At 67.3% G+C, this 17,870-nt stretch carries 21 protein-coding genes; 11 read left to right on the plus strand and 10 right to left on the minus strand.

Going from position 1 to position 17,870, the window contains the following annotated elements; all coding sequences use genetic code 11:
• Positions 1-129 precede the first annotated feature (129 nt).
• From MAAFP003_RS01265 to MAAFP003_RS01280, 4 genes are all read left to right on the plus strand, one after another.
• On the plus strand, positions 130-600 hold the full coding sequence (locus MAAFP003_RS01265; protein ID WP_096283744.1) for a nuclear transport factor 2 family protein: 471 nt from the start codon (positions 130-132) through the stop codon (positions 598-600).
• Positions 601-673: 73 nt separating this feature from the next.
• Positions 674-1,783 (plus strand): Re/Si-specific NAD(P)(+) transhydrogenase subunit alpha, encoded by a 1,110-nt coding sequence (locus MAAFP003_RS01270; RefSeq protein ID WP_096283746.1) that lies wholly within the window; start codon positions 674-676, stop codon positions 1,781-1,783.
• On the plus strand, positions 1,784-2,119 hold the full coding sequence (locus tag MAAFP003_RS01275; protein WP_096283748.1) for an NAD(P) transhydrogenase subunit alpha part 2: 336 nt from the start codon (positions 1,784-1,786) through the stop codon (positions 2,117-2,119).
• The gene (locus tag MAAFP003_RS01280) at positions 2,116-3,540 is read left to right on the plus strand and encodes an NAD(P)(+) transhydrogenase (Re/Si-specific) subunit beta (protein WP_096283749.1); all 1,425 of its coding nucleotides are present in this window, start codon (positions 2,116-2,118) and stop codon (positions 3,538-3,540) included. Before MAAFP003_RS01275 ends, MAAFP003_RS01280 begins: the two co-directional genes overlap by 4 nt.
• Here the strand turns inward: MAAFP003_RS01280 and MAAFP003_RS01285 are convergent.
• Positions 3,527-4,147 carry a TetR/AcrR family transcriptional regulator gene (locus MAAFP003_RS01285; RefSeq protein ID WP_096290797.1) on the minus strand — a complete coding sequence of 207 codons (621 nt, stop codon included), beginning with the start codon at positions 4,145-4,147 and terminating at the stop codon, positions 3,527-3,529. The genes MAAFP003_RS01280 and MAAFP003_RS01285 overlap by 14 nt on opposite strands.
• A 70-nt stretch (positions 4,148-4,217) precedes the next feature.
• On the opposite strand from MAAFP003_RS01285, the gene MAAFP003_RS01290 reads away from it, so the two are divergent.
• Complete coding sequence (locus MAAFP003_RS01290) at positions 4,218-5,447, plus strand: cytochrome P450 (protein ID WP_096290798.1); 1,230 nt, start codon at positions 4,218-4,220, stop codon at positions 5,445-5,447.
• A 291-nt stretch (positions 5,448-5,738) separates the two neighbouring features.
• On the opposite strand, the gene MAAFP003_RS01300 is transcribed toward MAAFP003_RS01290, so the two are convergent.
• Complete coding sequence (locus MAAFP003_RS01300) at positions 5,739-5,864, minus strand: hypothetical protein (RefSeq protein ID WP_090598460.1); 126 nt, start codon at positions 5,862-5,864, stop codon at positions 5,739-5,741.
• A 172-nt stretch (positions 5,865-6,036) separates the two neighbouring features.
• Between MAAFP003_RS01300 and MAAFP003_RS01305 the strand changes: the two genes are divergently transcribed.
• The 3 genes from MAAFP003_RS01305 to MAAFP003_RS01315 all read left to right on the plus strand — a co-directional run bounded on the left by MAAFP003_RS01305 (position 6,037) and on the right by MAAFP003_RS01315 (position 8,524).
• A complete protein-coding gene (locus MAAFP003_RS01305; protein WP_096283751.1) occupies positions 6,037-6,672 on the plus strand; it encodes a TetR/AcrR family transcriptional regulator in 636 nt (211 codons plus the stop codon).
• Positions 6,673-6,761: 89 nt separating this feature from the next.
• Complete coding sequence (locus MAAFP003_RS01310) at positions 6,762-8,054, plus strand: acyltransferase family protein (RefSeq protein ID WP_096283753.1); 1,293 nt, start codon at positions 6,762-6,764, stop codon at positions 8,052-8,054.
• Positions 8,051-8,524, plus strand: a complete 474-nt coding sequence (locus tag MAAFP003_RS01315) for a hypothetical protein (protein WP_096283755.1) — start codon at positions 8,051-8,053, stop codon at positions 8,522-8,524. Before MAAFP003_RS01310 ends, MAAFP003_RS01315 begins: the two co-directional genes overlap by 4 nt.
• Here MAAFP003_RS01315 and MAAFP003_RS01320 read toward each other — a convergent pair.
• The 4 genes from MAAFP003_RS01320 to MAAFP003_RS01335 are packed head-to-tail and all read right to left on the minus strand — an operon-like array spanning position 8,521 to position 11,612.
• Complete coding sequence (locus MAAFP003_RS01320) at positions 8,521-9,183, minus strand: response regulator (RefSeq protein ID WP_096283757.1); 663 nt, start codon at positions 9,181-9,183, stop codon at positions 8,521-8,523. The two genes, MAAFP003_RS01315 and MAAFP003_RS01320, sit on opposite strands and share 4 nt — an antisense overlap.
• A complete protein-coding gene (macS, locus tag MAAFP003_RS01325) occupies positions 9,180-10,322 on the minus strand; it encodes a MacS family sensor histidine kinase (protein ID WP_165796271.1) in 1,143 nt (380 codons plus the stop codon). Before macS ends, MAAFP003_RS01320 begins: the two co-directional genes overlap by 4 nt.
• Before the next feature lie 48 nt (positions 10,323-10,370).
• On the minus strand, positions 10,371-10,661 hold the full coding sequence (locus MAAFP003_RS01330; RefSeq protein ID WP_096283761.1) for a YiaA/YiaB family inner membrane protein: 291 nt from the start codon (positions 10,659-10,661) through the stop codon (positions 10,371-10,373).
• Between the two features lie 48 nt (positions 10,662-10,709).
• A complete protein-coding gene (locus tag MAAFP003_RS01335) occupies positions 10,710-11,612 on the minus strand; it encodes an alpha/beta hydrolase (protein ID WP_096290799.1) in 903 nt (300 codons plus the stop codon).
• A 183-nt stretch (positions 11,613-11,795) separates the two neighbouring features.
• Between MAAFP003_RS01335 and MAAFP003_RS01340 the strand changes: the two genes are divergently transcribed.
• Genes MAAFP003_RS01340 through MAAFP003_RS01350 form a run of 3 tightly spaced genes read left to right on the plus strand, consistent with a single transcriptional unit; the run spans position 11,796 to position 15,031 of the window.
• Positions 11,796-12,896, plus strand: a complete 1,101-nt coding sequence (locus MAAFP003_RS01340; protein ID WP_096283763.1) for an NAD(P)H-dependent amine dehydrogenase family protein — start codon at positions 11,796-11,798, stop codon at positions 12,894-12,896.
• A gap of 16 nt (positions 12,897-12,912) precedes the next feature.
• Positions 12,913-13,656, plus strand: coding sequence for a glucose 1-dehydrogenase (locus tag MAAFP003_RS01345; protein ID WP_096283765.1), 744 nt, complete (start codon positions 12,913-12,915; stop codon positions 13,654-13,656).
• Between the two features lie 25 nt (positions 13,657-13,681).
• A complete protein-coding gene (locus MAAFP003_RS01350; protein ID WP_096283767.1) occupies positions 13,682-15,031 on the plus strand; it encodes an FAD-binding oxidoreductase in 1,350 nt (449 codons plus the stop codon).
• 6 nt (positions 15,032-15,037) lie between these two features.
• Here MAAFP003_RS01350 and MAAFP003_RS01355 read toward each other — a convergent pair whose 3' ends face one another.
• The 4 genes from MAAFP003_RS01355 to MAAFP003_RS01370 are packed head-to-tail and all read right to left on the minus strand — an operon-like array spanning position 15,038 to position 17,829.
• Positions 15,038-15,589 carry a TetR/AcrR family transcriptional regulator gene (locus MAAFP003_RS01355; protein WP_096283769.1) on the minus strand — a complete coding sequence of 184 codons (552 nt, stop codon included), beginning with the start codon at positions 15,587-15,589 and terminating at the stop codon, positions 15,038-15,040.
• Between the two features lie 47 nt (positions 15,590-15,636).
• A complete protein-coding gene (locus tag MAAFP003_RS01360) occupies positions 15,637-16,458 on the minus strand; it encodes a thioesterase family protein (RefSeq protein WP_096283771.1) in 822 nt (273 codons plus the stop codon).
• A gap of 20 nt (positions 16,459-16,478) precedes the next feature.
• Positions 16,479-17,297: an SMP-30/gluconolactonase/LRE family protein gene (locus MAAFP003_RS01365; RefSeq protein WP_096283773.1), complete on the minus strand. Its 819-nt coding sequence runs from the start codon at positions 17,295-17,297 to the stop codon at positions 16,479-16,481.
• A 55-nt stretch (positions 17,298-17,352) separates the two neighbouring features.
• The gene (locus MAAFP003_RS01370) at positions 17,353-17,829 is read right to left on the minus strand and encodes an SRPBCC family protein (protein ID WP_096283775.1); all 477 of its coding nucleotides are present in this window, start codon (positions 17,827-17,829) and stop codon (positions 17,353-17,355) included.
• Positions 17,830-17,870: the final 41 nt, after the last annotated feature.

Consider the following 17,870-nt stretch of genomic DNA (forward strand, 5'->3'; position numbering starts at 1 on the left):
TCGATTCCCGGCCACCGCGGCGACACTGAAACCACGCAGATGACACGCCGCGGCTGGTGTGCAAGGTTTCAGTTTCGACGAACGCGACAACTCATATCGTTCGCGGTCGCGATCCAGCACGATGGACGTATGAGCGCCGCCGCCGAATCCCGTCCTCCGTTCCCGCCATTCACCCGCGAAACAGCGCTGCAGAAGGTTCAGGCCGCCGAGGACGCCTGGAACACGTGCGACCCCGAGAAGGTCAGCCTGGCGTACACGCCCGATTCGCAATGGCGCAACCGCGACGAACACGTCGTGGGCCGGGCCGACATCGTCGCGTTCCTCACCCGCAAGTGGCAGCGCGAACTGGACTACTCCCTGCGCAAGGTGCTGTGGGATTTCCACGACAACCGCATCGCCGTGCGGTTTCAGTACGAGTGCCACGACGCGAGCGGCCAGTGGTATCGCAGCTACGGCAACGAACTCTGGGAATTCTCGCCAGCCGGTTTGATGGCGCGCCGCGAGGCCAGCATCAACGACATCCGGATCGACGAATCGCAACGGCGCCACTTCGGGCCGCGGCCGGTGTCGGAACACGGCCAAGACATACCGCTTTGGTAACGGCCGCTAGGGTGTTCAACTCAACGAGGTTCGCATTAATGCAGCTGAGCTAAGGAAAGTAGATGTACGCGCCATGACAGATGCGCAGCTAGAGCCGGTCAAGGTCGGCGTTGTCGCCGAATCCGGGACGGATGAGCGCCGCGTTGCACTGGTACCCAAGGCGGTCGCATCCCTGGTGAGCAGTGGTGTGGCGGTGGTGGTCGAGTCCGGAGCGGGTGCGCGGGCGCTGCTTCCCGACGAGCTGTACACCGAGGCCGGCGCCACCATCGGGGACGCGTGGTCCGCCGACGTCGTCGTCAAGGTCGCGCCCCCGACTTCCGACGAGGTGGGCAAGCTGCGCAGCGGCCAGACGCTGATCGGCTTCCTGGCGCCGCGCAGTGCGGAGAACTCGATCGGCGCGCTCAAGGCGGCCGGGGTGCAGGCGTTCGCGCTGGAGGCGATTCCGCGCATCTCACGTGCTCAGGCCATGGATGCCTTGTCGTCCCAGGGGAACGTCTCCGGTTATAAGGCCGTGCTGCTGGCGGCTTCGGAGTCGACGCGGTTCTTCCCGATGCTGACCACGGCGGCGGGCACGGTGAAGCCGGCCACGGTGCTGGTGCTCGGGGTGGGCGTGGCCGGGCTGCAGGCGCTGGCGACGGCCAAGCGGTTGGGTGCGCGCACCACCGGCTACGACGTCCGCCCCGAGGTGGCCGACCAGGTGCGTTCGGTCGGCGCGCAGTGGTTGACGTTGGGCGAAAAAGACTTGGCCGCGGCCGGCGAGGGCGGCTACGCCCGCGAGCTGACCGACGAGGAACGCGCCCAGCAGCAACAGGCCCTGGAAAAGGCCATCAGTGGATTCGACGTGGTGATCACCACGGCGCTGGTTCCGGGCCGGCCCGCGCCGCGACTGGTGACCGCCGCGGCCGTGGAAGCGATGAAGCCCGGCAGCGTGGTGGTCGACCTGGCCGGGGAAACCGGCGGCAACTGCGAGCTCACCGAGCCCGGGCAGACGGTGGTCAAGCACGACGTCACCATCGCTTCGCCGCTGAACCTGCCGGCGACGATGCCCGAGCACGCCAGTGAGCTCTTCAGCAAGAACATCACGGCGCTGCTGGACCTGTTGATCACCGACGGGAAGCTGGCGCCGGACTTCGGCGACGAAGTCATCGCGGACTCGTGCGTCACTCGCAAGGAGGACTCCTAGATGTACGACGAGCTGTTAGAGAACCTCGCGATTCTGGTGCTGTCCGGGTTCGTCGGGTTTGCGGTGATCTCCAAGGTGCCCAACACCCTGCACACGCCGCTGATGTCGGGTACCAACGCGATCCACGGCATCGTGGTGCTGGGCGCGCTGGTGGTGTTCGGGGAGGTCGAGCATCCGTCGCTGGCGGTGCAGATCATCCTGTTCGTCGCGGTGGTGTTCGGAACCCTGAACGTCATCGGCGGCTTCATCGTCACCGACCGGATGCTGGGCATGTTCAAGGGCAAGAAAGCTCCGGCCGTGAAGGCCGAGAATGTGGAAGGGCCGGCCGCCAAATGAACTACCTGGTGACGGTTCTCTACATCATTTCGTTCGCGCTGTTCATCTACGGCTTGATGGGCCTGACCGGTCCCAAGACCGCGGTGCGCGGAAACCTGATCGCCGCGGTGGGCATGGCCCTGGCCGTGGCGGCGACCCTGGTCAAGATCCGGCACACCGAATCGTGGGTGCTGATCATCGCCGGCCTGGTCGTGGGGGTCGCGCTGGGTGTGCCGCCGGCGCGGATGACCAAGATGACCGCCATGCCGCAGCTGGTGGCGTTCTTCAACGGCGTCGGTGGGGGCACGGTCGCCCTGATCGCGCTCGCGGAGTTCATTGAGACGAGTGGCTTTTCGGCGTTCCAGCACGGCGAGTCGCCGACCGTGCACATCGTGGTGGCCTCGCTGTTCGCCGCGATCATCGGCTCGATCTCGTTCTGGGGATCGATCATCGCGTTCGGCAAGTTGCAGGAGATCATCTCTGGTTCGCCGATCGGCTTCGGCAAGGCCCAGCAGCCGATCAACCTGCTGCTGCTGGCCGCGGCGGTCGGATCGGCGGTCGTCGTCGGCCTGCACGCCCATCCGGGCACCGGTGGAGCGTCGCTGTGGTGGATGATCGGCCTGCTGGCCGCGGCCGGGGTGCTGGGTCTGATGGTGGTGCTGCCGATCGGTGGCGCCGACATGCCGGTGGTCATCTCGCTACTCAACGCGATGACCGGGCTCTCGGCCGCCGCGGCGGGTCTGGCGCTGAACAACACCGCGATGATCGTGGCGGGGATGATCGTCGGCGCCTCGGGTTCGATCCTGACCAACCTGATGGCCAAGGCGATGAACCGCTCCATCCCCGCGATCGTCGCGGGCGGCTTCGGCGGTGGCGGTGTGGCTGTGGGCGGTGGCGATACCGGCGACAAGACCGTGAAGGCGACCTCGGCCGCCGACGCCGCGATCCAGATGGCCTACGCCAACCAGGTGATCGTGGTGCCCGGTTACGGTCTAGCCGTCGCGCAGGCCCAGCACGCGGTCAAGGACATGGCGGCTCTGTTGGAGAACAAGGGTGTGACGGTCAAGTACGCGATCCACCCGGTGGCCGGCCGGATGCCCGGGCACATGAACGTCTTGCTGGCCGAGGCCGAGGTCGACTACGACGCCATGAAGGACATGGACGACATCAACGACGAGTTCTCCCGCACCGACGTCGCGATCGTCATCGGCGCCAACGACGTCACCAACCCGGCCGCCCGCAACGACGCCTCCAGCCCGATCTACGGCATGCCGATCCTCAACGTCGACAAGGCCAAGTCGGTGATCGTGCTCAAGCGGTCGATGAACTCCGGGTTCGCCGGCATCGACAACCCGCTGTTCTACGGCGAGGGCACCAGCATGCTGTTCGGCGACGCGAAGAAGTCGGTGACCGAGGTCGCCGAGGAACTCAAGGCTCTGTAGGGGCCCTCTGGGCGCGCGGTAGCGCGGCGACGACGGGACCGACCCACACGCCGAGCAGCCGGCGCAGTTCGGCCCCATCGCCGGTTGGCGGCGACAGGATGAACGACTGCAGCGTGCGCAGCACGATCTGCAGGATGTCTTCGATCGCGGCGGGAGCATAGCCCGACCATTCGACGTCGAGGCGGTCCAGAATCGAGCGGCCCAGCACGCGGGCGGTCTCGTTGGTGACCGTGACCTGTTCGGCGAACGCCCCGGTGCGCGACACCCGCAGCAGCAGGCCGATGTAGGGGTCTTTCGGCAGGCGCTCCAGCGTCAGGCAGATGCCCTCGATCAAAGCCGCCGCGGGGTCGGTCATCCCGTGTAGGGCCGTCGCCAGGTGGTCCATGAAGTCGTCGGTCGCGCCCAGCGCGGTCGCCTGGAGCAGTTCGTCGGTCGAGGCGAAGTAGTGGTAGATCGTCTGCCGCGTCACGTTAAGCGTGCGCGCGACATCGGCCAGCGTGGTCTGGTCGCCGCGCTCGTCGATGGTCCGGCGGGTGGCCGCCAGGATGCGGGCCACCGCCTCCTCGTCGGTGGCCGGCACGCTGCCACCCCATCCACGGGTCCGCACACCGCGACGATATCCGACGCGCGTCGCCCGGCAGGTCATACGTCATGCAATCATCTGTATGATCGGCGGGATGAGCACAACGACGTGTCCGTTCGGAGAGAACTTCGATTTCACCGATCCCGACGTATTGCTGGCCGGCCTTCCGGTCACCCAGTTCGCCGAGCTGCGCCGCACCGCCCCGGTCTGGTGGAACCCGCAGCCCGAGTCGATCTTCGACGACGGCGGCTATTGGGTGATCAGCCGCCACGAGGACGTCAAGGCCGTCTCCCGGGACGGCCACCTGTGGTCGACCAATCGCAAGGGCGCCGTCATGCGCCTTCCCGAAGGCGTCACCGCCGATCAGCTCGAGCTGACAAAGGCGTTGTTGATCAACCACGATGCGCCCGAACACACCCGCCTGCGCAAGCTGGTGTCGAGGCTGTTCACGCCGCGCGCGATCGCCCAACTCGAGGAGAAGCTGGCCGGGGCGGCGAAGGAGATCGTGCGTACCGCCGCGCTCAAGCAGGACGGCGATTTCGTCAACGACATCGCGATGAACCTGCCCCTGCTGGCGATCGCCGACCTGATCGGCGTGCCGGAGGCGGATCGTGCGAAGTTGTTCGACTGGACCAACGCGATCATGAACACCGACGATCCCGACTTCGACAGCGATCCCACCACCGCCAACGCCGAGCTGATGGCCTACGCCTACAACATGGCCGACGAGCGGCGCCGCTGCCCGGCCGACGACATCGTCACGCGCCTGATCCAGGCCGACATCGACGGGGACGCGCTGGGCGACGTCGAATTCGCGTTTTTCGTCATCCTGCTGGCCGTGGCCGGCAACGAAACCACCCGCAACGCCATGACGCACGGGATGAACGCGTTCTTCGACCACCCCGAGCAATGGGAACTGTTCAAGCGCGAGCGGCCGGCCACCGCGGTCGACGAGATCATCCGCTGGGCCAGTCCCGTGCACTGCTTCCAGCGCACCGCGCTCGCCGACGTCGAACTGGGTGGTGTCATCGTCCGCGAAGGCCAGCGGGTCGGGCTGTTCTACAGTTCGGCCAATTTCGACGAGGAAGTCTTCGACGATCCCTTCCAGTTCGACATTTCGCGCAACCCGAACCCGCATTTGAGTTTCGGTGGGAACGGCGCGCATTTCTGCATCGGCGCCAACCTGGCCCGGATGGAAATCAAGCTGATCTTCGACGAGCTCGCCGAGCAGATACCCGACATCACCAAGCTCGCCGAGCCGCAGCGACTGCGGTCGGGCTGGATCAACGGCGTCAAACGCCTCGACGTCGCCTACGGCGGCTGACCTGCGTGCGACTTCTCCGAGGGCGAGGGCGAGGGCGAGTCCGTGGGCGAGGGCGAGGGCGAGGGCGAGTGCGAGGGCGAGGGCGGGGTCAGCTTTTTGCCCGCCTCTGAGCGACAACCATGGCGCGCGACGCAGCCCGCTGGATTTTGTCGCTCGAAGGCGGGCATTTTAGGTGCCGCCCGTAGTAGTGATTGGTGTGACTGAGCCCGCCCGATTCGCTTGCAACACAAAACAAATACGGAATGCGACGCTGGCGGTGCCGCGATTTGTTCGGGACGCGAAAAAGTCTGGCTAGACGGGCGGGTAGGCGGGCGGCGGGTAGCCGTTTCCGTCCTGAACCCCGCGCAGGCCCCAGGTGAAATACTTCATGAAGAATTCGATTTCGTCGCTGCCGTCATAATCCGGACTCGGATCCATCGCCCCACCTCTGCACTCGCGACCAGTTCAAATATCCGAGTCTAGTCGCATCCGTGCCGGTGCGACAGGCGCCGATACCTCTAAACTGTCCAACCAGTTGATTGGTACTTTGCCTAGACCGGACCGAAGCCATGCCCATTCGGCCGCGTTGGCGCGACGATAGTGAGTAAAGATGTCATCGGACAGCATCACCCGCAACGGGTTGACGCGCCGCGAGGAGTTGCTGGCGGTCGCCACCAAGCTGTTCGCCGCCCGCGGTTACCACGGCACCCGGATGGACGACGTCGCCGACGTCATCGGCCTGAACAAGGCGACGGTCTACCACTACTACGCCAGCAAATCGCTGATCCTGTTCGACATCTACCGCCAGGCCGCCGAGAGCACCCTGGAAGCCGTCCACGACGACCCGTCCTGGACGGCCCGGGAGGCGCTTTACCAATACACCGTCCGGCTGCTGACGAACATCGCCGAGAACCCGGAAGGAGCGGCGGTGTACTTCCAGGAGGCGCCGTACATCACCGAGTGGTTCACCGAGGAACAGGTCGCCGAGGTCCGGGAGAAGGAAACCCAGGTCTACGAGCACGTGCACGGCCTGATCGACCGCGGCATCGCCAGCGGTGAGTTTTTCGAATGCGATACCCACGTTGTGGCGCTGGGCTACATCGGTATGACGCTGGGGGCCTACCGCTGGTTGCGCCCCGACGGCCGCCGGACTGCCAAGGAAATCGCCGCCGAGTTCAGCACCGCGCTGCTGCGGGGGCTGATCCGGGACGAGACGATCCGCACGGAGTCTCCGCTCGGGCCGTAACGGGCCTGATCGGTTTGAGTAGAACTACTCAGGCTTAACGCGTAGAACTGCGCGGGCCCTGGGGGTTGCTGCCCGGCAATGCTTTTCGAGTGCAAACACTTCCTAGCCCCGCCGAGCTGGCGGCCTCTACGCCGGCCGATCGCGACCGAGCCCTCGACGTCATCCGTATCGTGTCGCTGATCGGCGTCGTGGCCGGTCACACTGTGATGGCCATCAGTGTCATCCGCAACCACGTGCTGATCTGGGACAACCTGCTGACCACCTCGGTGGTGTTTCAGGCCCTCACCTGGATCTTCCAGATCATGCCGCTGTTCTTCTTCGCCGGTGCCGCCGCGAGCCTGTCGTCCTGGCGGCCCGGCGCCAACTGGGGCGGCTGGCTGATGAAACGCTGCACCAGGCTGTTCCGGCCGGTGTTCTACTACCTCGGATTCTGGGCGGTCGCGCTCACTGTGCTGTATCCCGTTCTGCCTCAACATATTTACGAACCCGTCGCCGGTGTCAGCATCCAGCTGCTGTGGTTCCTCGGCGCCTACGTGCTGGTGCTGGCCGCGATGCCGGCGATGGCCCGGATCACCACCCGCACCCGTTTCGTTGCGGGGGTGGCCGCGGTCTACGGGGCCATCGCCGCCATCGACGTCGTCCGGCTGCACTGGCCGGCCGCGTCGGCGCTGGGCTACCTCAACATGGCGGTCTGGCTCATCCCTGCCATGTTCGGTGTCGCGTACCGCCGCGGTCTGCTGACCGGGCGTGCCGCGCTGGTGACGGCCGCGGTCGCGTTCGCGGTCGACGTCGCTCTGGTGTGCTGGGGGCCGTACCAAATCAGCCTGGTCGGCACCGGGCATCACGGACTGTCCAACACCAGCCCGCCGTCGTTGCTGCAAGCCGGCCACGCCATTGTCCTGAGCGCGCTGGCAATCGCAGCCATGCCCGCGATCACCCGATGGGCGCAACGACCACGCGTGTGGTGGTGGACCGCGCTCGGCAACTCCGGGGCGATGACGCTGTACCTGTGGCACATGCCCGCGCTGCTCGGCATGCACCTGCTCTTCGATCTGACCGGCCACCCTCGCTACCCCGGCCGACCGGACTACCCGGCCATCAGTGTGATGCAACTGATCCTGATGGTTGCCGTGGTGGCGGTGCTGTTCCTGGTGCTGCGGCCGCTGGAGAACAACCCGCTCGCGGGCTGGGACGGCGCCGGGGCGATCACCTCGGTCGCCCGGGGTGTGGCGGCGGGCCTGCTGCTGTGCGTCGCCGGGGTCGCGACTCTGGCCTCGATCAAGTGGGGGCTGAAGGACAATGGACTGATGTGCGTCGCGACGATGGTGACCGCGCTGCTGGGCGCTCGGGCGCTGGCCGCGACCGCTCGGGATCGGGCGTGACATCCCCGCAGCAGTCGGTCGCCACTGTGGCGGCCGGACTGCTCGCCCTCACCGGCGCGGCCGTCCATGGACTGGGCTTTGTCGCCTGCGACCTTGCGTTGGCCAAGCTGGTTCGCGGCCTGGGGTTCCTGTCTCCGCTGCTGCTGGCGGCACCTACCGGGATGGGCCTGCTGATGGTGGCATTGCTGGAGGCCGTATCGGCGGCCGGGCTGTTCATCGGCGCGGTCATCCTGTGGTGCCGCCGCCGCGGGGGCATCTGGGTCACCCTGGTGGCATCGGTGCCGGGCCTGCTGGCGGGCCTGTTGCTGGTGACGCACGTCGTCCCGGCGCCGCTGGTGTTCGGCAAGCAGATGGCCGGACTGCCCACCGGGGCGGTGGCGTGGGCAATCTTCTTATACAGCCTTGTCGCCACGATAGTTGTTGTAGCACTGTCTATTTCGCTGCCGAAGCAGCAGCCGTACCGGGCCTAGGGTTCGCTGTCCAGCCCGTGCTCGATCGCGTAGCGGGTCAACTCCACCCGATTGGCGACTTGCAGCTTCCGGAAGGTCGCTTGGATGTGGTTTTCGACGGTGCGGTGGCTCAGCGACAACCGCTCGGCGATCTGCTTGGCCGACAGTCCCTTTGCCACATGGCGCAACACTTCGGTCTCGCGTTCGGTCAGTCTGGGGCCGGCCGGCCCCGGGTCCTTGCTCTGGGCGATGCGCCGGTACTCGCCGAGCACCAGTCCGGCCAGGCTGGGGGTGAACACCGCCCGCCCCGCCGCGGTGGCTTCGACGGCTTGCGCCAGTTCGGCTTTCGAGGCGCTCTTGACGAGATAGCCGGTAGCGCCGGCCTTGACGGCCTCCAGGACGTCGTCGCGTTCATCCGAGGCCGAAAGCACCAACACGCGCGACGACGGTGAAACCGCCAGCAGCTCGGCCGTTGCCTGCGCGCCGTCGCCGTCGGAAAGGCGCATGTCCATCACCACGACGTCCGGCCTGACCACCGCCGCCCGGCGCCGGGCGGCGGCCACACTGTCGGCAGTGGCGACCACGTTGAATCCGTCCTCGGCGAGGTCGCGGGCAACCGCGTCGCGCCAGATCGGATGGTCGTCCACCACCATCACCGTCGCCGCGGTGTCGTCGGTCATTTGATCCCCCCGTCGCGCGGCACGCACAGTTCCCACTCTGTGCCTTCACCCGGGCGGCTGTGCAGTTGGGCACTGCCTCCCAGCGCATTCAGCCGTCCCACAATCGATTTCGAAACCCCGAGGCGTCCCTGTCGGGCGGCCTCCTCCAGCCGGCCGTCGGCGATGCCTACGCCGTCGTCGCGCACGCTGACCGTCACCGACTCGCCCAGATCTTCCAGCAGCACGAACGCGCGGGCCGCAGCGCCCGCGTGCGCCGCAACGTTGTTCAGGGCGTTGCCCACCGCGGCATCGAGCTCGGCGGCCACCCCGCGCGGCAACGCCACCGCCGTGCCCGGCACACTCAGCGATACGCGGTCGGATTCTCGGTGGCGCAGCAGCGTGCGCAGATCGATCGTGGACTGGTCCCCGTACTCGTCGATGGCGGTGGCGGTGACCCACCGTCGCAGCGCGCGTTCCTGCTCGCTGGCCAAGTCGGCTAATTCCGCTGTGGGGCCGCCGATTTCGTGTCCGCGCTTGGCGACCAGCGCCAGCACCTGGATGGCGCCGTCATGCACCTCGCGGGACAGCCGCTCACGCTCTTGCACCGCGGCGGACAGCGCCGCCGCGCGTTGCAGATCCGCGTGGGCGCGTCGCGCGGTTTGGGCGGCCAAACCTATGGCCATGCCGATCGCCAGCTCGATGATGATCGTGGCGTTGTGGCTCATGTTGAGGTCGAAGTAATTCTTGACCGCGAAATTGGTGGCCATCACCACCAGTCCGGTCAGCATGCCGCGGACGGGACCGAGCTGGATCGCGGCCGAGATCGTGGGATTGCTGGCCCACAATGTCGTCGGCCAGGTCTGGTTCTCCGAGGCCCAGTGATCAAACGTGACCACCCGGTTGGACCACATGAGCAGTACGACCACCACGATCTCGGCGACCACCCACGCCGGCCTTCGGCCGAAGCCGCGTATGTAGGCGATCGCGCAGACCGCGCTCCATCCGATCAGCACCGCGAACAGCACCCAACCCAGCGCCGGGCGGCGCAGGTCCGGGTTGATGGCGATCTGAAAGCCCAGCGCGTAAAGGCAACTCAGCAGCCGGAACACCTGCGCCGCGCGCCACAGCGGCGCCGTCGGATCGGGATTGGGGCGCGTCATCGCGCTCAGCATAAGTCGGCGGCGCCCCGGCGCGGGCTCGCCCGACGATCAGGTCGCGGTGGTGAACGGATTGTGTTCGGCGAACAGCTTCTCCATCCGCGCCTCATCCAGACGCACCCGCACGGTTGCGGCCTCCTGCTGATCGCGGATCACCTTTGCCAGGGTGAACGCGCTGGAGACGAGGAACAACACGGTGATGCCGAGGAACAGTCGCTGCCATGCGTCGAGCGGGAGATAGAAGATCCCGCCGAGCGCGCTGGCGAAACTGACTCCGAACGCGATCGCGGCCTGGATGAAAAACGCGGGGGTGTTCTTCGACGTGCCATTGGGAATTTCCATGTATCCCAGGATGCGAAAGCGTGGCCGCGCCGGACAGGGTAGGACTACTCAGATTCGGGTGTCTCGGCGCAGATGCTTGTCGAGGAACGCGATCTGATCGGCGACCACCCGTTCGAAAGCGTCGTCGACGTAGATCGCGAAATGACCCTCGGGGTAGGTGTGCACCTCGCCGCGCGGCGCCTTGGCCGCGTGGCGCAGGGTGGCGTCCGCCGGCGCCAGCGAGTCGTATTCGCACACGCAGAACAGGATGGGGCAGCCGATCTTCGGGGTGAGCAACCCGGGGCGGTAGGTGAAGATCTTCAGCGTGATGCGTGCCGCGATCTCGTTGCGCAGCTGGACACCCTCGGGGACCAGCCGCAGGTAGCCCGCGTAGGAGTCGGGCGTATTCATCAGGGCGACGTCGCCGGGCTGGCCCGCCGTGGCGATCATCACCGGAGGCCGGCCCAGCCGGGCGCCGACGATGTCGCGGATCGCGCGTGCGGCGATGCGCGCGGCGGCCAGCGGATGAGAGATCGTGCGCGCCGACGCCAGGCCGTCGGTGAACGGACATTGGGCGATGACCGCCGCGATGCCGGGCAGCCGGGCGGCCGTGGCGATCACATGACCACCCGCAAAAGAGGTGCCCCACAACGCGATCCGATGGTGGTCGATGCCGTCGAGGGTGCGGGCGTAGGCCACTGCGGCGGCCCAGTCGGCGAGCTGCATGTCGATGTCGAGGACCTGGCGCGGCTGGCCCTCGCTGTCGCCGAAGTTGCGGTAGTCGAAGACGAGGCAGGCGTAGCCGGCGGCGCTGAATCGCTCGGCGTAGGCATCCAGGCGCATGGTGCGCACCCCGCCCAGGCCGTGCGCAATCACCAGCAGCGGCGCATCGCCCGCGCCGGCGGGCCGATACAGCCACGCGCTGATCCGGTCGCCACCGGCGCTGAATTGCACATCTTCGCGCTGCGTCATCGGCACTCCATTCTGCTCTGCTCGCGAGCGTAAGCACACGGCGAGATTGCGCTCGATTTTTCGCGCTGCGCTTACGCTCGCGAGCGATCGCGCTCCCAGCCCGCACGACCCCGGTAGGCGGCTCAAAAATAGTGGACTAGTGTCTGGAAAAGTTTTCCAGGCTGCAAGGGACGGAGACTGAAGATGGTGATCCGCGTCGCGCACGTCGGTACCGGAAATGTCGGAGGCCTGGCCCTGGCCGAACTGATCACCAACCCGCAGTTCGAACTGACCGGCGTCAACGTGTCCACCCCGGAGAAGGTGGGCAAAGACGCCGGGGAACTGTGCGGCGTCGGCTTGGATGCCCCCACGGTCACCGGCATCAAGGCCGTCAACGACCTGGACGCCATCATCGCCGCCAAACCCGACTGCGTCGTCTACTGCGCGATGGGCGACACCCGGCTGCCCGACGCGATGGCCGACGTGATGCGCATATTGGCCGCCGGCATCAACGTCGTCGGGTCCTCGCCCGGGCTGCTGCAGTTCCCCTGGGGCGTGATGCCCGATAAATACATCGGCCGCGTGGAAGATGCTGCCCAGCAAGGCAATTCGAGCATCTTCATCAGCGGTGTCGATCCGGGCTTCGCCAACGACCTGATCCCGTTCGCTCTCGCGGGGACCTGCCAGCGCATCGAGCAGGTGCGCTGCATGGAGATCCACGACTACGCCTCGTACAACGGGACCGAGGTCATGGACTACATGGGGTTCGCCAAGCCGATGGACGAAATTCCGATGCTGCTGCAACCGGGCATCCTCGGCATCGCGTGGGGCACCGCGATCCGTCAGCTGGCCGCCGGCCTCGGCATCGAGGTCGACGAGATCAAAGAGTCCTACCAGCGCGAACCGGCGCCGGAGGATTTCGACATCGCGGTCGGCCGGGTGGCCAAGGGCACCGTGGCGGTGCTGCAGTTCGAGATTTCCGGCATGGTCAAGGGCCACCCCGTGATCGTGATCGAGCACGTCACCCGGCTGCGGCCCGACCTGCGCCCCGACCTGCCCCAGCCCGCCTCCGGCGACGGCTCTTACCGCGTCGAGATCACCGGCGAACCGTCCTACGCCGTCGACATCATTCCGAGCAGCCGCAAGGGCGACCACAACCACGCCGCGATCGCCGGCGCCGCGGGCCGCGTCGTCAACGCGATCCCGGCCGTGATCGCGGCACCGCCGGGCATCCGGACCACCCTCGATCTGCCGCTCATCACCGGCAAAGGCCTTTACGCACCAAGCACTTTGGTGACCACCTAACGAAAGGGGACCCTCCGTGGGTCGGGTAGACGGAAAAGTTGCACTCATCAGTGGCGCCGCGGGCGGTATGGGCGCCGAAGACGCTCGGCTGCTCGTCGAGGAGGGCGCCAAGGTGGTGATCGGCGACATCCTCGACGACCAGGGCAAGGCGCTGGCCGACGAGATCGGCGACTCCGCCCGCTATGTCCACCTCGACGTGACCCAGCCCGACCAGTGGGACGCCGCTGTCGCCACCGCGATCAGCGAATTCGGGAAGCTCAACGTGCTGGTCAACAATGCCGGCACCGTCGCGCTCGGCCCGCTCAAGAGCTTCGACCTGGCCAAGTGGCAGAAGGTCATCGACGTCAACCTGACCGGGACCTTCCTGGGCATGCGGGTGGCCGTCGAGCCGATGATCGCGGCCGGCGGCGGCTCGATCATCAACGTGTCGTCGATCGAGGGCCTGCGCGGCGCACCCATGGTGCACCCGTACGTCGCGTCCAAGTGGGGAGTTCGCGGCCTGGCCAAGTCGGCCGCCCTGGAGCTGGCGCCCCACAACATCCGGGTCAACTCGGTGCACCCCGGCTTCATCAAGACCCCGATGACCAAGCATCTGCCCGAGGACATGGTGACCATTCCGCTGGGCCGGCCCGGGCAGGTTCGAGAGGTCGCGACGTTCATCCTGTTCCTGGCCAGCGACGAGTCGTCGTACTCGACCGGCAGTGAGTTCATCATGGACGGCGGGCTGATCACCGACGTGAACCACAAGGACCTGTTCTGACGCCCGGGGTGCTATAACCGCGAACATGCCAGGCAGTCTCGGGGACCTCAGCGGGATCGTCGGGTCCAATCACGTCGTCACCGACCCCGACGTGCTGTCCGGGCGCAGCGTCGACCACACCGGCCGCTACCGCGGCAAGGCCAGCGTGCTGGTGCGTCCGGGTTCGGCCGAGGAGGTGGCCGAGGTGTTGCGGTTGTGCCGCGACGCCGGGGCCCACGTCACCGTGCAGGGCGGTCGGACCTCGCTCGTCGCAGGTACCGTGCCAGAGCACGACGACGTGCTGCTATCCACCGAAAGGCTTTGTGCGCTAGGCGATGTCGATACCGCCGAGCGCCGAATCGCGGTCGGTGCCGGAGCCACGCTGGCCGCCGTGCAGCGCGCCGCGACCGCGGCGGGCCTGGTGTTCGGCGTCGACCTCGCCGCCCGCGACACCGCGACGGTCGGCGGCATGGCCTCGACGAATGCCGGCGGGCTGCGCACGGTCCGGTACGGCAACATGGGCGAGCAGGTCGTCGGCCTGGACGTGGTGCTGCCCGACGGGTCGTTGATGCGCCGGCACAGCCCGGTGCGCAGCGACAACACCGGATACGACCTGCCCGCGCTGTTCGTCGGTGCGGAGGGCACCCTCGGGGTGATCACCGCGCTGGATCTACGGCTACATCCGACGCCGTCGCATCGGGTGACCGCGGTGTGCGGCTTCGACGACCTCGACGCGCTGGTCGCCACCGGCCGCGCGTTCCGGGACGTGGACGGGATCGCCGCACTCGAGTTGATCGACGGCCGGGCCGGCGCGCTGACCGCCGAGCATCTCGGCATCGCCGCACCGGTCGAGGCGAACTGGCTGCTGCTGATCGAGCTGGCCGCCGACCACGATCAGACCGAACGGCTGGCTGACCTGCTCGCCGATGCACCGCTTTCCGCCGAGCCCGCGGTGGGCGTGGATATTGCTGCCCAGCAACGACTCTGGCGAGTTCGCGAATCGCTGGCCGAGGTGCTGGGCGTGTACGGGCCGCCGCTGAAGTTCGACGTGTCGCTGCCGCTGGCTGCTATCGCCGGATTCGCGGACGAGGCCGTCGCGTTGATCCGCGAGCAGGTCAGCGACGCCGTACCCGTGTTGTTCGGACATATCGGTGAGGGCAACCTGCACCTCAACGTGCTGCGGGTGCCGCTGGAGCGGGAGAAGGCGCTCTACGGGCCGATGATGGACCTGATCGCGCGGTGCGGGGGCAACGTCAGCTCCGAACACGGCGTCGGCAGCCGCAAACGCGCCTATCTCGAAATGTCAAGGCAGGCAACCGATATCGCGGCGATGCGGTCGGTCAAGGCAGCGCTGGACCCGACCGGCTACCTCAACGCGGCGGTGCTGTTCGACTAGCCAGGGCTAGTCGGCCGCGGGTTTGATGCCGACGGCGTGGCGCAGCTGGGCCAGGAACTGCTCGGCGTCGTCGCTGCGAACGATGTAGTGCGAGATGGCGATCCGGATCACCGTCGCGGCCTTGACCGCGGCGTTGGGCCCGGGCAGATGTCGTTGCAGGCCGTCGCGCATCTGCGGGATGACGTGGGCGAACTCGGCGATCGTGTGCTCGGGTTCGACGTCGACCATGCGCACGCCGGAGTACGAATGCTGGTACTCGACGATGAATCGCAGCACGGCGTCCAGTTTGTCGTACCCCTTGAGCCCCGCGGTGGCCCGCACCAGTCCGCTTTCGAACAGCTGGCGCTCATACTGCGAGAACGCGGTCAGCAGCTCCTCTTTGGACGCGAACCAGCGATACAGCGTGGGGCGCGAGACTCCGGCCTGGGCGGCGACCTCGGACAGGCTGAGTTTGGTCTTGCCGTTGCGGCCCAGCACCTCGGCCGTCGCCAACAGGATCCGCTGACGCGTCGAGGTGTCGGTCTCGGTCTCGGTTGTCGCCCCGGCCGGCTGGCTCATATCTGAGACTTTACGAAGTATTGCCGAACTAGCCACGCCGAATCCCCTCAGGTCTTAGGCGGACGCCGGCGCACCAGCACGGACTGCTGGATGGCGCCGACCGCGCCCTGCTCGTCGTACAACGTGCCGATCGTCGTCCCGATGCCGTCCGGTCCGTAGCTGGTTTCCGCCCGAATGCCGACCCAGTCCCCGTCGGGCACCCGAAACACGTGCACCGCCAGATCGGTGTTCAAGAACGTCCACTTGGTGATGTCGAGCTTGCTGCCGATGCCGTTGGCACAGTCGGCCACCGCGAACAACCGCTCCAGCTGCGTCATCGTCTCGCCCTGGACCAGGTCGACCTCCGGCTTGATCCACGATTCGCCCGGGCCCGGCGTCAGCGGCTCGGTCAGCCAGAGCCACTCCAGGCTGTGCACGTAGTTGCGGTCCCATTCGCGGGCCTTGAGATTACGGTTGCGCGCGTCGGTGCGCGGCGCGGGCAGTTCGGCCGCCGCGTGCGCGACGGCCTGAGTGTCCTGCTGCTGCAGCCGCCACCCGCTGGCCCGAGCGACGGGACGGGGCCGGCCGTCGGGGCCGGGAGCCAGCATCTCGGCGCTGACCAACTCGATCTGCTTGCCGCCGCGCTGCAGTTCGGCACGCACCCAGATGTCACCTTCCGAGGGCACGCCGCCCAGCAGGTCGATCACGACCCGGGACAGCCGGGTGTCGTCGCGCTGCTCGCAGCGTTCCAGCGCCCGCACCAGCAGCGCCGACACCGGACCGCCGTGCTGGATGGTCGCCGACCAGGTGCCGCGGGCCAGGTCGGTCGCCCGGAACTTCTCGCCCAACGCGTCGGCGGGGTCGATCAGCTCGTAGTACGAGTCGGTCACGTGTCTCCCTCTCGGGTGTCTCAGGGCAGCCCGGCGCCGGGCGTGGCGACCTGCACGGCGTCGAGCCGCGAGAGTTTGGTGCCCACCAGCCGCTGAGGATAGGCGTCGGTGCTCGACAGCAGAAACAGGATGCGCCGCTCGGGCCCGCCGAGCGCGCAGGCGATAGCGACCCGTTCGCCCATGTCGATGCGGTCGGTCACCGCGCCGCCCGCGACGATCCGCTCGAATTGGTGCGCCAGCGTCATCGACGTCCACACCCCGCCCTCGGCGTCCAGCGCGATGCCGTCGGGCGGCCCGTCCAGGCCGTCCGCGAAGACCTGCCGATCGTGCAGCGCGCCGGCGTCGTCGATGGTGAACGCGGTGAGCCGCCGGCCTGTCGATTCGGCGACGATCAGCGTCTTGCGGTCCGGCGTGATCACCATGCCGTTGGGGAAGTCGAGGTCTGTGGCGACGACGGTCGCGCTTTCGTCGGGATCGAGGCGCACGATCACGCCACCGCATCGGGCCTGGGATCCGATGTAGGCGCGGCCGCTGTCGTCGATGACCATGTCACCGAGGTTGGCCGGCACCAGGTCGGTGAGATCGGCGATCTCCACCACGGCTTCCCCGTCGTAGCACAGCACCCGCCGGTCCTCGGACGACGCGATCAATAGCGACCCGTCGGGACGAAAACCCAGGCCCGACGGCGAGTGCCCCGGCAGCGGCAGCGTGGTGAGCGCGCCGCCCAGGGTCGAGGTGTGTACCGCTTCGCCGAGCATGTCGGAGAACCACAACAGGCCCTCGAACCAGCGGGGGCCTTCGCCGAAGCAGAACCCGTTGGCCAGCACCTCGGGGATCATCGGCTCCAGCCTTTACAAAACACCGCAGAAGTGTCATGCACCCGCGGCGCCGGTGTCAATCCGCGGCCCGGGCGAGCTCCCGCGCGACGGCCGCGTGATACTCGTCGATCCGCGCCGGATTGGCCTGCTCGAACAGCTTGTCGGGCAGCGGGGCGTGCTTGGGCGCCTCAATGGTCATGGTTCGGGAAAACAGCGTGATGTCCTGGCCGGGCCGGGAGAACCGGTAGGACACCGTGATGCGACCCTCCAGCCCGCCCTTACCGTCGCGGTCGTGACCAAGCCGGCCGATCGAGGTGAACACGAACTGGATAGGCCGCACGGCGACGGCCAGCTGCCAGCTGAAGACGCGGTCACCGTCGGGACCGGCTTCCTCCCAGGTGTCGCCGACCTTGAGCGGCAGCGGCGGCAGTTTGCCGATGTGGGCACTGCCGGGATAGGTCTTCGTCCAGTTTTCCGGGTTGGTGACGAAGTCGTACACGGTCTCGGCGGACTGGGTGAACGCGGTCTCTGATGTGCTCGTCACGATGCCCAATTACGTTGCCTCTCTGCGCTTTCCAGCGGCATGCAGGGGTG

This window comes from Mycobacterium ahvazicum, from assembly GCF_900176255.2.
Lineage (GTDB): Bacteria > Actinomycetota > Actinomycetes > Mycobacteriales > Mycobacteriaceae > Mycobacterium > Mycobacterium ahvazicum.